14 protein-coding genes are annotated in these 12,122 nt (G+C 56.0%); all 14 read right to left on the minus strand.

Going from position 1 to position 12,122, the window contains the following annotated elements:
- On the minus strand, window positions 1–3,291 hold the full coding sequence (gene traG, locus L379_RS00360) for a conjugal transfer mating-pair stabilization protein TraG (protein ID WP_032656063.1): 3,291 nt from the start codon (window positions 3,289–3,291) through the stop codon (window positions 1–3).
- Window positions 3,291–4,655, minus strand: a complete 1,365-nt coding sequence (gene traH / locus L379_RS00355; protein WP_032656066.1) for a conjugal transfer pilus assembly protein TraH — start codon at window positions 4,653–4,655, stop codon at window positions 3,291–3,293. Before traH ends, traG begins: the two co-directional genes overlap by 1 nt.
- Complete coding sequence (locus tag L379_RS00350) at window positions 4,648–5,052, minus strand: hypothetical protein (RefSeq protein ID WP_032656068.1); 405 nt, start codon at window positions 5,050–5,052, stop codon at window positions 4,648–4,650. The genes traH and L379_RS00350 overlap by 8 nt, the downstream gene beginning before the upstream one ends.
- On the minus strand, window positions 5,049–5,312 hold the full coding sequence (locus L379_RS00345) for a hypothetical protein (protein ID WP_032656071.1): 264 nt from the start codon (window positions 5,310–5,312) through the stop codon (window positions 5,049–5,051). Before L379_RS00345 ends, L379_RS00350 begins: the two co-directional genes overlap by 4 nt.
- Before the next feature lie 17 nt (window positions 5,313–5,329).
- A complete protein-coding gene (locus tag L379_RS00340; protein ID WP_032656074.1) occupies window positions 5,330–5,938 on the minus strand; it encodes a type-F conjugative transfer system pilin assembly thiol-disulfide isomerase TrbB in 609 nt (202 codons plus the stop codon).
- Entirely contained in the window at window positions 5,928–6,146 is a 219-nt protein-coding gene (locus tag L379_RS00335; protein WP_032656077.1) for a hypothetical protein, read from the minus strand. The genes L379_RS00340 and L379_RS00335 overlap by 11 nt, the downstream gene beginning before the upstream one ends.
- Window positions 6,143–6,610 carry a hypothetical protein gene (locus tag L379_RS00330; protein WP_045325100.1) on the minus strand — a complete coding sequence of 156 codons (468 nt, stop codon included), beginning with the start codon at window positions 6,608–6,610 and terminating at the stop codon, window positions 6,143–6,145. The genes L379_RS00335 and L379_RS00330 overlap by 4 nt, the downstream gene beginning before the upstream one ends.
- Before the next feature lie 9 nt (window positions 6,611–6,619).
- Complete coding sequence (gene traF / locus L379_RS00325) at window positions 6,620–7,402, minus strand: type-F conjugative transfer system pilin assembly protein TraF (protein WP_032656081.1); 783 nt, start codon at window positions 7,400–7,402, stop codon at window positions 6,620–6,622.
- A complete protein-coding gene (gene traN, locus L379_RS00320) occupies window positions 7,399–9,258 on the minus strand; it encodes a type-F conjugative transfer system mating-pair stabilization protein TraN (RefSeq protein WP_032656083.1) in 1,860 nt (619 codons plus the stop codon). Before traN ends, traF begins: the two co-directional genes overlap by 4 nt.
- Window positions 9,255–9,878, minus strand: a complete 624-nt coding sequence (trbC, locus tag L379_RS00315) for a type-F conjugative transfer system pilin assembly protein TrbC (protein ID WP_032656087.1) — start codon at window positions 9,876–9,878, stop codon at window positions 9,255–9,257. The genes traN and trbC overlap by 4 nt, the downstream gene beginning before the upstream one ends.
- A 10-nt stretch (window positions 9,879–9,888) precedes the next feature.
- Window positions 9,889–10,887 carry a conjugal transfer pilus assembly protein TraU gene (traU, locus tag L379_RS00310; protein ID WP_032656090.1) on the minus strand — a complete coding sequence of 333 codons (999 nt, stop codon included), beginning with the start codon at window positions 10,885–10,887 and terminating at the stop codon, window positions 9,889–9,891.
- The gene (locus tag L379_RS00305) at window positions 10,884–11,207 is read right to left on the minus strand and encodes a hypothetical protein (protein WP_023345504.1); all 324 of its coding nucleotides are present in this window, start codon (window positions 11,205–11,207) and stop codon (window positions 10,884–10,886) included. Before L379_RS00305 ends, traU begins: the two co-directional genes overlap by 4 nt.
- Window positions 11,208–11,262: 55 nt before the next feature.
- Entirely contained in the window at window positions 11,263–11,484 is a 222-nt protein-coding gene (locus tag L379_RS00300) for a hypothetical protein (RefSeq protein ID WP_015572104.1), read from the minus strand.
- Between the two features lie 103 nt (window positions 11,485–11,587).
- The gene (locus tag L379_RS00295; RefSeq protein ID WP_181006770.1) at window positions 11,588–12,076 is read right to left on the minus strand and encodes a hypothetical protein; all 489 of its coding nucleotides are present in this window, start codon (window positions 12,074–12,076) and stop codon (window positions 11,588–11,590) included.
- Between the last annotated feature and the right edge of the window lie 46 nt (window positions 12,077–12,122).

A 12,122-nucleotide genomic window follows, 5' to 3' on the forward strand; every position in this document is an offset into this window, starting at 1 on the left:
TTACCCTCCAGTTTTCTTCCTTAATTCTGCCACTCTCTGTTGCAGCTCATCTGGTTGGAGATCATTAAACGGATTGAGTTTACTTGATTGATCCAGTTCAGCTTCGGCACGACCAAGCTTGAATCGCCCTTGACCGATTAAGTTTTCTCCTTTCAGGATATCACTGGATGCCTGAACAGTGGATTGTTTTTTACCAATTTCTCCAGCAGATTCGTTGATTTTATGCTCGTTTTCAGATCTTTGTTCCGCCACTCGGCGCTGTAACTCATTCTGGGGACCAAACCCCTGCGTGGAATGTTCATGCAACTTAGCCTGATTTTCTTTGTATGACTCCTGCATGGCATCGCCACGTACTTTTTCGCCGCCAACATTAATGCCTGAACGACTATGAGCAACTTCACTCCCCTGTCCATACGTGGTTCCTTGCTCCCTGACGGCTCCTGAATGTTGGAACTCAGGATGCGACTCTGCAGTGTGGCCGGTCCTTTCATCGGCAGTGGTGCGTCCACCGGCATCAACCATCCCTGCCGACGAGGTGATATTACCCGAGCTGCTTCTCTGTCCGCCTGCTTGCCCTTGATGAACAGTTGACTGCTCAATACCCGGAGAAACAGAATCGTCTGTTCTGGCAGAATAATTTCCACCCTGCTGGCCTCCATATTCAGCGCCCTGAGTCGTTCCGTAAGTCTGGGCATTGCCAATACCTCCCGAGCTATGAACGCCGCCACCCTGAGAGCTATAAGTGACTCCACCATCATGACCAGATGACCCTGATACCTGTTGACTGCCACGCGCTGGCTGAACGATATGATCCCCACTGAATGCCGCATGCTCCTGGCCGCTGGTAAGATCTGAGCGGCCCTGCTGATAATCCCCCATGATTTCAGGTTTGAGACGTTCATTTACGAATTCCATCGCTGCTTCTCGCGCCGACGGCGCACTTGTCAGCATGGACTGAGCCTTATCACCGTATTTATTAGCCGCCCAGTCCACAAACTCCTGCGTATAGTTCGTATCGAGGCTTGCACTCTGATTCTGTGCAACGGTGGCCATACGGCTGAATTCGTTACTCTGCATCGAACTGGTGGTGTACTGATGGTACTGGCTTTCAGCATCATTGAGGGTTGCGGCCAGCTGTTGAACATTGCTGCTTGCAGCATTCTCAGAATGATTCGCGCCATCGGTTATACGGCTACTTTTAACCATATCCATACCCTGGCGGAAGTCATTAACTGCCTGGCCATTCTGATCATGTCGCATATCCTGCGAATGGGAATCAGAATCCTGAATTCCTCTTGAGCTGCCCGTAGAATGCCGCAAATCGCCTGAAATACTTCCTTCGGCACCAAACTTAACAACGCCCAGATTAAGTCCCCCTCCGGCCGTCCCTTTAATGCCTGCAGACACAGACCCCTGATTACTGATATCCATCAGTTTGTTATAGGCTTCCTGTGTCGAGATGTTGTTTGCTTTCGCATAACTTTCAGCGGCAGACAACATCATGCCAGCTCCGCGTGTCGCATTAGTGGCCTGGCTGTTTTCACTGCCTTGGATCAGGCTGTCACTGGTACCGGTCTGATTAGAAAGCTGAGAGAGCTGCGACCAGCCACTGGTAACGCTGTGGTTGTAGCCATCGAGAGCAGTCTGTGCCTGTACCTGCGACTGGCGGGCTGACTCCTGGAAACCACTGCTGGCCAGCTGGCTGAGCTTCATGTTCACCGGCAGATTCGACATTGCACCCGAGCCGTCGATAACCGTATGGCCACCGGCCGTCTGCGTCTGCGTGGAGCCGTTATCTGCCTGCCACGTCTGCTGACCCTGACGCTGCATCAGGTTGGTATCCATCTTGTTCTGGCTGACATTGTCCATCGACATGTTGTTAAACGACCAGTTTCCGTCTGCTGTGGTCGCTGCCACACCTGCTGACGTGAAGGCGCCCGAGCTGAGTACACTCCCCGCCACCTGAGAGCCCATCGCCGCAGCACCTTTGGTCAGATAGAACGACAGCACCGGAATGGAAAGGGACAGATACCCTGCCAGATTCGCCACGTCCGAGTGCTGCAGCGCCACCACATCCTTGTTGGCCAGCACCAGGGGCGTACCCCCGGACTGACTCTGCAGCCAGTAGTTGGCGGCATAGTTAAGAATGGCGAACATCACCGGCCACATCTGGAAGTAGATAAACCCGGAAACGTAGATTTTCAGGGTGTTCAGGCCAAACATAGTGTGATTTGATGCGGCCAGCGCAATCATCAGCGGGAACAGGCACACCAGGATAAGCATAAGCAGGGACTGCGCGAACGGCAACGTGCGGGTCGCCAGCTCGTTGCCTGCCGCCCAGCTGAGTCGCTGTTTGGTCGCGGCGTTCTCTGTAGCCAGATTCAGCAGGTTAGCCGTGTCGGATGAGCGCGCGGCAAAGCCCTTAATTCCCTGACGGACTGCACTGTTGGTGATGTTGTTCTTCATGATCTGCGCGGCCGTCATGCCCCCGGCATAGAAGAACCCGTAACTCTCACCCATTGCGTTGGACAGAAGCGCCGCGCCGTTCAGTTTGTTACCGAAGACCTTACGCGTCAGCCAGGTGAACGTCGCACTGCCCGGATTCACGTCGGTATTCGCCAGCGTTTTAATCTCCGTTGCGGCCTGCTGACAGGTCAGGAACTGGCGCGTGGTGGAGGTCATCTTAAAGATGCCCCGCAGTGGGCTTGGGTTACTGGTAATCAGCGTCAGCGGGTCTGTGGAGTTGAGCAGCTGATTGATCGTGTATTTGCCATTCAGCAGAATGTCGCCGATCACACAGTTTTCCACGTAGTCGGGCAGCATCTGCGCCAGCTCCGGGTTTTGCGTGGTGAAGTCACTGGTTTCCGCCACAATCTGCGAGCCGAACAGCATACCTGTTTTGCTGTAGGTCACCGAGTCGGGTCTGGCCATCAGCATGTCATACGTCGACGACATCTTGTACCCGATACTGGTCGTCAGCGACGCGATGGCCGCCAGCCCCACCGGCACGTTATCGGTTACCCAGACCGCCCCCGGATCAGAGAGGTCAATGACCTGCACTGAGCGTTTCGGTACCAGCAGAATGGAAGTCAGGATCATGAAGACGGCCAGCCACTGGACGAAGACCATTGGGTTACGTTGTTTAATGAAAGTCAGCAGTACTGCCAACACCCCGAAGGTGCCGGCAATACGCATTAAGGTGTGGAAGGTATTCTGACCGACGAGGGTGACAACGGCGTCCAGCGCCGTTTTCCACATTCCCCCGCCATAAATGGTGTATATCTCAAGCATCAGCGATCACCCCAGTGATAGTTGCTTTGATAGGAGCCTGAAACGATTGTGGACACCTGCTGCTGCAGGTACTGCATATTACGGTCGATACCGTCCAGCGCGTTCTGGTCAGCTGCAGACTGCAGCTTCATGTCAGCAAGAAGTCCCTGCGCATGAATGATGTTGTCGCGTAGTTTGGCGGCAGCCTCTTCAGGGAAGTTCTTGCCAGCCAGAGACAGGCTTGCCTGTTTCACCAGCTCCTGGAGGTACTGGATCATCAGGTCCTGAGCAATAAAGTCGGAAACCTGCAGCAGATATGTGGCGCTCATCCCCATGCTCTGAGCGTTAGTCAGGTACTTCAGTACCGGCACAGAGGTGGTGTTCACAAAGCCTTTTTCCTGATCGGTCAGCGCAGTATCGTCAACCAGCTTGTTCTGCATTGAGAGCATCAGGTTTTTGACCAGAGTGACCAGAGCATTGGACTCTGAAATCGTCAAGTTAGTGACGACAGGTCCCAGACACAGAGTGGATTCATCACATCCGTAGACCTTCGCCGTTCCCCCGCGCATCAGGACTTTAATCAGGTCGCGGTTATCAACCAATGGCGTCAGAATTGTCACATCGCCATTCTTGTTGAAGATGATGGAGCCGACGGTACTCATTACCAGCTCCTTCAGCGCGCGGTCGTTGCCGAGAAGACCATTCTTACTGAGGGTGTCCCAGATAAGGTTTTTGTTCTTCAGCACCTGATCCTTCTCAGCATCACCGGCCTTAGCCGTGACTTTGTCGCCCTGTCCTCCGACGGTGCAGCCCTGACGGGAAGCCGCCCAGTCGGAAAACATGTTGGTTTCGCCGGCAATGTCCTGGCAGATTTTCTGCTGGGAAACCTGCGTCACTGGCCACAGCCCGCCGATGATGCCCTGAGCAGCCTGGCATGAACTCATGTTCATGGAGTTAACATCGCTGGCCAGTTTCTGCAGGAAGTCTTTAGCCTGCTTCAGTTCCGGTACCATCGTCTGCAGGGCCAGGTCGAAAGCATAACCGGCGGCGTTGCTCATGATTTGCTTCACGAATCGCTGGATTTCCTCGCCGCTGATCATACTGAACGACCCGAGATAGGCGTCGATACCACCGCAGCCGGCGTTCAGAGATGGAAGCTGCATCGAGATCAGCTGGACGTTTTTGACCGGGTTTCGCAGGTAAACTGAGCCGCCGGAAAAATACCCGGCCGCCTGCCCCTGCCAGGCCTGTGCCTGAGTGACGTTGCCGCTGTAGCCCAGATTATTGAAGAAACCGTTCAGGTCGCCGTTGACGTCCGCCTTCGCCGGCAGTGCAACCAGCCCAGCCAGAAAGACAGCGCCTGCCGTTATCAGTGCCTTAATCATGGGGCACCTCTGTTCTCTCAGGCTCCAAGCCGCTGTCTTTTCGGGTTATCCGGCGGTACAGGGATTCCTCAAGTTTGCCCACACAGCACAGAATGCAGTGCAGTACCAGTACTGCAAACAGACCACTCATGATCGCCCACAGGAGATACTGCGGATAATGGATGAGCAGCGAGAGTGTAAACTGTTCAGAACGAACAAGCGGCTCCGGCATGGCAGCCAGCGTGTTGTCAGCCCACCACACATAAATTCTTTCAGCGAAGATAAAGAAAACAAGGCTGTACAGCAGTTTCAGCGTGAATAAATTCGCCCACTGCCGGGACTCTTTGCTCCCCTCAGAGTCCTTCATCTGTTTAATGAAGCCATTGCGGACACAGGTTTTCAGTCTGGTGAATTTCATGCGATCTCCTCACGGGGTTTCCGGGACAGGGTCAGACGGCAGATGTACAACCCGGTGGCAGTGAAAAAGAAGCCGACACTCAGCGAAATGAGCAGCAGCACCGGCACGTCCTGAAGGTAAAGAGTCATTTCCGGGCGGGACAGTGCGCTGACCACGCGATGGGCCAGCGTCCCGTAAAACGCGGCAGATACCAGCAACGTCATGCTGAACAGCAGCCACACGCGCTCGGCACGCGATAATGCATACGATGTTGTATTCATGTTGAAGTCCGGTTGTCTTACTGAGGGGTGACCTGCGCACTTGCCGGCATCGGCGGCAGCGATTTCGGGTCAACATTATCCAGGTCAGCCTGAATCAGGCTAGCCATACGGCTTTCAAGCGTGGGGATTTCCATCACGCCCTGGGTGAGTGGATAGGCTTTCAGGGTGTTGACGTTGACCATAAAGGCCGTCGGTGTCGCAATTGGCAAACCGTTTCCGAAGAAGGTGACAATCTCGTCTGCGATGGGAGAGTTAGGGTCCGTCTTACGCGGGATCATCGGGGTCGGGTAAGATACGTCCCCGCCGCCGTCAAGGGTGTACGGGTACACCCTGATGGCATGCTCATCGGCCCAGCCCTTCAGCAGCGGGTCAAACTTCGCGCTGTACTGACAGTGCGCCTGCATAAAGAGCACCACCGCATAATCCTTCATGTTTGCCTGGCGACCGTCCGGCAGCGACATCAGGTTTACCGGCGCGGGAACCGGAATGGTGGAGGCGGTGACGGCTGCAGCGTCAGCAGAGGCCGTTTTTGTCGCTTCAAGCGCCACTAACTCCTCGCGCGCCCCGGCGTTCGCCAGCAGCGGTATGGCCATCAGCAGAGCCGTGAGTCCGGTTTTAATGTTCATGGTCGCCTTCCTTATGCGTTTGCCCTCTTTCGTCACGGAACCAGCGATACACGGCATACACCACCATGCCAGCCGCCCCGGCCCACATACCATTGCAGAGCCATAAAAGCCCCTGCTGCGTATGCTCAACCGACCAGGTCATCAGCTCGCTCAGTACGCGCGCCATCGTGCCCCAGAAAATCAGTCCTGCAACAAGGGATGCATTCATACATGTGTTTCCTTTTGGAAGATATCACGCCCCTCATGCACAGAGGCGCGACGATGAATATACAGATGGGTCAGAAAACCCAGAGTTGCGCCGAAGAGCGCAGCTATCAGCCATAAGTTGAAAAGCGTGGCATCCATCGGCTTTGTCCAGCGTTCGCTGTCAACCGGTTCACGATGGCAAATCGACATCGGCGGGAGCTGATAAGAAGGAGGACTGGCCTCCTCGCCGGGTTCAGGTAGCCGGGGTCGTGGTGCCGGTTCATAATGCGTAACGCACTGCATTACCTTACCGTCGGGCGCGCCTTCGGTTAGCGTTTGCGCCTCTTTCACAAACTGCCCGGCCAGCGAGCCCTCCAGCGATATGGCTATCACAATACCGTACAGCAACAGCGCCGGGCCGAAGACAAGGGTGAACAGGGCAAAACGCCCTGCATCACGGATGAGGGGTAAAAGCATTTTTGTCATAAGAAACTCTCAGGAATTCGGTTTAAAGCCGGTGGCCACGTTCAGGAATCGCTTCGACAGATCATCCTGCGTCATGAAGCCGTAAGACAGCGCGCGGTAATTCTTGCTCCGGGGGTCAACAAGGTAGAGCGCCGGGAAGTGCGTGATATTCATCGACCGGGACTGCCCCGTATCCGGACGGCTCTGCGGCAGGGAGGCTGCCACCTGACCGTCAACCGATACCGGGATAAGCGAAATCCCGTTGGTTTTCGCAAAGTCCGCCACCACGCCCGCCATCTGCACGTCAATCGGGTCACTGCCCCGGTAGAAGTAGAACAGACCGTACTGTTGCGCCAGCTGCTCCACGGCGCTCTGCCGCGTCTGCTGGTCGCGGGTCTGCATAAACGGCGCCATGCTGTTGTAGTGCGGATACTCCAGGTTGTAGTCGAGATCCGGGTGGCTCAGCTGCGCCGCCGCAAAGGACTGGCTGAACATCGATGCCCGATCGGTCCAGAACTTCTGCCAGCGCAGGAACGTCGCCGTGTTTTCCCGCGAGGGGTACAGGATGGCGCGATTAAGCGCCTCCTGTGTGTACCCTTTCAGTACCCGGGCCTGCTCCATCGGGGACATTTTGCTGAGGTCCGGAATGGCCTGCGGTGCAGGCTGTTGTGGCTTTCTGGACTGCTCCGGCGGCTTTTTCGGTTCGTTGTACCAGGACCAGCCGGTGAAAGGCTCTGCAGGCGTTACAATCTCCTCGGCCACTACCGTATGGCTCGCCAGCGCCATGAGCAGGCCACAGAGGACACGCTTCATTTACCACCTCCCTGCTGGTTCACCTGCGCGGCGATGCGCTCCTTAATCTGCTGGACCTGCGTGCTGGTATCGGGGATTTTCTGGTTCTTCATCAAATCCTCGTAGAAGTCAGAGAAGTTGATTTTGTCGAAGTCGATGCTCTGCAGCTCCGGGACGGTGATCCCCCGGCAGTTCGGGCTGTCGCCGCTGCCGAACTTAACGCCCAGCTGGTCGCGACGCCCCTGCTCCTGAATGATGCGGGCAAGCTTGCCGTCAAAGACGCAGTAGACCTGACTTTTCTGGATGCAGGCACCCAGCACCTTGCGATCGCACCGCTCGCCGACGCTGACGGTGATTTTCTTCGCCTTCGCCTTCCCTATAGCCTTTTCTTCATCATCACATGCGGCCAGTCCGGCGCTTTGTCCCCAGCCAGAGTCTTTGCAGCAGTTAGAGAAACCAGCAAAGGCCTTACGGCAGCGCATGGCTTTCCCCGTGAAGGCTTTAACCTCAATGGTACTGCTTGCGTCTTTTGCGTCTTCAGCCGCCGAGGCAAGGCCGGCCAGTTTGGCCACGGCCGTATCAAAACCGCTGCTTCCCGCACCATTCGTGTCGTCACACTCGCCTGACTTACAGATGTAGTCGCCGCCGCAGACCAGTCCACCCGACTGATGTGTGGTCTGACACTGGTAGGTGTAGCTCATGTGGGTACATTGTCCGTCGGTCGATTCAGTGCAGGTGTTGCCTGCCGCCGTACAGGAGGGGTTTGTCATCAGCGTTCCGCAGGTTCCGGTGGAGTCTGACGGCACGACATAGTTATCGGTGTACTGCCAGCAGTCACTGTAAACGTTATAGCTCTGACCATTGTTAACAATGGTTTTATTTCCCCCAGGAGAGGTGCAGGTTGACGTGGTTTTTCTCGCCTTCGACATATCCAGGCCACAGGATGAGGACCAGTTCACTTCCGGGACAAAGGTAGTCTCGACCGCATTCATAACGAGCACGAGCGTGAAGCCTGACGCGCCAGACTGAAAGTCAGCTATCTGCTCCCGGATATGTTTTCTACAGACATCCTGCTTTCCGCTAACACATCCGGTGCTTTGATAGGAACCGGCAGGTAACGAGCCCCCCTGCGACAACGGTGTCCCCGGAGCGCCCGGCATTTCCCAGTTAAAGGCTTTTCCGACAATCGTCTGACTGACGCCCCACCAGGAGATTTTCCCGGCATTGACATCGCGATCCGCCCAGTAAAAATGCGCGCTGATCACCGGTCCTGATGCCGGCGCTTTAAAACTAAAACTTAAGGAAGTACCGTTATTCGTAAAAACAACATCGCCATTGGCCGCCGTCAGTGTGAAAGTTTTCTGCACTGTCGTGGTGGAAGTATGTCCGCCAGGTGTTGCCGTTCTTGAACAGGCTTCCACTGAGGCCACATCCTTATCGCAGGTATAATTTTCAAAGGTGGTTTTCGATACCGTCACCTCCTTACACTGGTTCGCGGTCCCGTTCAGCACACCGTCAGCGCCAGCTTCCGCATTTTTACCGATAGTGATGAAAGGTGCGTTCGGGTCGATGGCGGGCGTCGGGTTCGTTTTTCCGGAGTTGATAACCGACTGCGCTGCGTCATTGCCCTGCAGAGCGGCCTGCCCTTTGTTGGCGAGCCCACCGTCACCACCATCCACGCCGCCGTAATACCCTTTCTCCGGTGGGTTAGCGGTATAGCCTGGTATTGCCCCCGTGACGGTATCCGGATTTTTCAGGGCTCCCGTGCCGGCGGAGGCATTGCCTTTGCCAAAGCTCGCGCCCGCCTCAAAGGCAGGATCAGCTGCGCCAGCCAGAAGCGGAAAAAGCATCAGCACCGTTGAAAGCAGTTTTTTCATTTTCCGGCCTCCAGAAGATGGCGTGCCGTTGCCGCACAATCACCACTTTCAGCTACTTTTTCGAGAGCCTGCTGCAGGGGCAGACTTCCCCTGATTACGTCATAGTGGCCAGGGCAGGTCACCACCAGGGCGGGCACAGTGGTGATGTTGTACTGAGTGAACAACGTTGGATCGATTTGCACGCCAGCGTCTTTGTCCTCCTTACTCAGCTCAAACATTGCCGCCGCGGTCTGTCGCATGTCGTTATTAACCAGGCCGCGCAGCGTTGGCGGAATGTTGTAACGGCGGGCATCCTTCAGCATGGGCAGCAGACCTTCACGTGGAATACCGAGGCTCACAAAGTAAATAGCCGGGAACGTGTCTTTTTCCCCCATCTTGTTGGTCCGGGCTGCGATATTGCCCTGCAGGCGGTTAATCAGGTCCAGTTGCTGCTGCGGTAAGACGGGTGCGGCCGCCGGATGCCCCTGCAGGTCTTCCTTCATCGCTGTCAGCGCATCCTGCTGACCTTTGATCCAGCTATGGTCGGAGACGGAGATATCGGTCTGGGCGCTCGCCAGGGCCAGCGGCCCGAAAGCAATCATGACGCTGATCGTCAGCGCCCGGAGATAAGCGTTTTTCATTGTCATGTCCTTAAAGGAATACGCAGTTACGTTTGCGCCAGAAGAGGTAGCCGAAGTTCTTTTTGGAGGATGGAGAGTTATGCGTTGTGCCCCAAAGCTGCGTGCTGGCCCCGAAGGGATGGCAGTTGCCCGGTTCGGGGTACATGTTCACCATCTGGTATCGCCATCGCTCTTTCGGGATGATCGGGGATGGATACTGGTTACATACGGCGACGTCCGCGCCCACAGAGTTCCATACCAGCCCCTCACGATGCATCTTGAAGGCCATTCGCTCTCCGACCAGCAGAGAGGCCTCAAGCGGAGAAAACTCACCGCTGGTAAAGCCTGTTAGCGGGTAGATAGAACCCTGACTACCTGCGCACCAGAACAGCGGCGACAGAGGAAGGCCAGCTGATGATGCAGCTGCGTCAGCAGCACAGGCCCCCTGAGCTATCAGGTTGCCGAACAGCGCTGCCTCGGGGTTAATCAGCATCGAGAGGGTGCTGTCATTCCAGAGAGGATCAACTTCGGAGAGATAGGCAATATCCATGTCGCCGGTCTGCAGACACCCCAGACTGGTGATGATGTTCAGCCAGAAAATCAGCGGGTATTTGTACCAGTGAACATGGTAGAACGTGCCGGCAGCGGGCCGGTCACTCTGCCCTGCGGTTCCCGTTCCCGTTCGTCCTAGATCGATTTTAAAGCCGCCCATGTTGACCATGACGCCAGGCTCACGGGTTACGTCCACCATCGCCATTGGCTCCCAGAACCCGATGGCCAGACCGATACGATAAAACACACCATATGGACAAATCTGGATCGGCGAAGCCGGGTTGTTGGTATCCTTTTGTGGACCGGCGGCCAGCTGAATATTGCCGAGCGTCATCGGAAACAGACACTTCCAGCAGACATCGCTTATCGGGTTAACCCAGCGGCCATCACCCGCGTTGCTGGCTGCGGCCGTTGCCTGAGCTGGCATCCAGGACAGCAGGACCAGCATCACGCCGGCAAGCCATGAGAAACGCTTCATTTCACCTCCCGCAGCCATACACAGACCGGGCCGTCCTCAGTGTCATGAATGGAGCCAATGAACCAGCCCTCCCCCTCTGGCGCGGAAGGAAGCCAGTCACTGATGTTTTGTTTTCCCTTTTCCCAGTCAGCGATCACCTGGGGAGGCGCGTCGTTTTCCATCCAGCGGGTGGCACAGATCAGATTGTGCTGACGCATCCAGTCGCCAAATTCAGTCTGTGTGGCCTCATCACTGGCAGGTGCAAAATAATGAGGGTGCGTCCAGAAGCCGTTGCGGTCACGGGTAACCGTCACCGGCCTGACAGATTCAGGGTGAGTCATGGGGTATCTCCGGGAGTGCCGCAGCCACCGGACGGCGGGAGGGCTTAAGAAATGGTCAGTGGTTTTTGGCTTTATCAGCCGCTTTCATGATGATGGCCAGACGTTGTTCCTGGCTCATTTCGTACAGGGCAAGAATGGCGCCGCGCAGCACGTGCGAGGGCTTGTACAGCGGGTTATCGTTGAGGATTTCATCCAGCTGTCGGGCCGAACCCTCATCGTGACGTACTGACGAGATGGTGACATTCCGGCCCTTTTCAGTATCAGGGTCTTTTTTCATGGCGTTACCTGGTCGGGGGTTAATCGGAAACCGGGATGACATTCAGGCTGAGGCGGAGCGCAACGCAGTGAGCACCGAACATCCTGAAGGGCAGCGCGGTTGATCACTGGCTGTTTTCCGGTCTCGTGATGTACCAGCCAATGCGCTCACTGCCACGTATGAGTAAGCTGAGCCAGGAGCCGGCGTACCCATCGTTCACTGCTGCATCTACGTTGTCCTGCATCGCCTCCTCAGAGACTCTCGGCGACGTATAGTTCTGGCGTGCCCGGAAAATCCGGCGGCTGATTTGTAGCCGGTCGGCCTCTGGGATCGTCACGCGCAGTGATTCATCGCGTGTGAGTGCATAGCCCGCCTCAGTCAGGCCTTTTTCCAGCTCTGCGAGCAATATCTGATAGTATTCCCGGTTAGCAAAGGCGTGAACCGCATCGGCATGTCGGGCACCGCCAAACTGTGCGAGAGGGACCGGTATTCCCGGTCTGCTCTCCCGTGCCCGGCGTTCACGGCGTGTATCTGCAAGATGCTGAACAACAATCCAGCCAGCGAGTAGCACAACGACGACCAGGATACCGGTCATGCCCTCAGTATCACGCAAACAGGTGAGCATCCCCTGCAGCCCCTGGGGGCCGGTGAAGCAGCTG

The organism is Enterobacter sp. MGH 33, from assembly GCF_000534535.1.
GTDB classification, from domain to species: domain Bacteria; phylum Pseudomonadota; class Gammaproteobacteria; order Enterobacterales; family Enterobacteriaceae; genus Enterobacter; species Enterobacter hormaechei_C.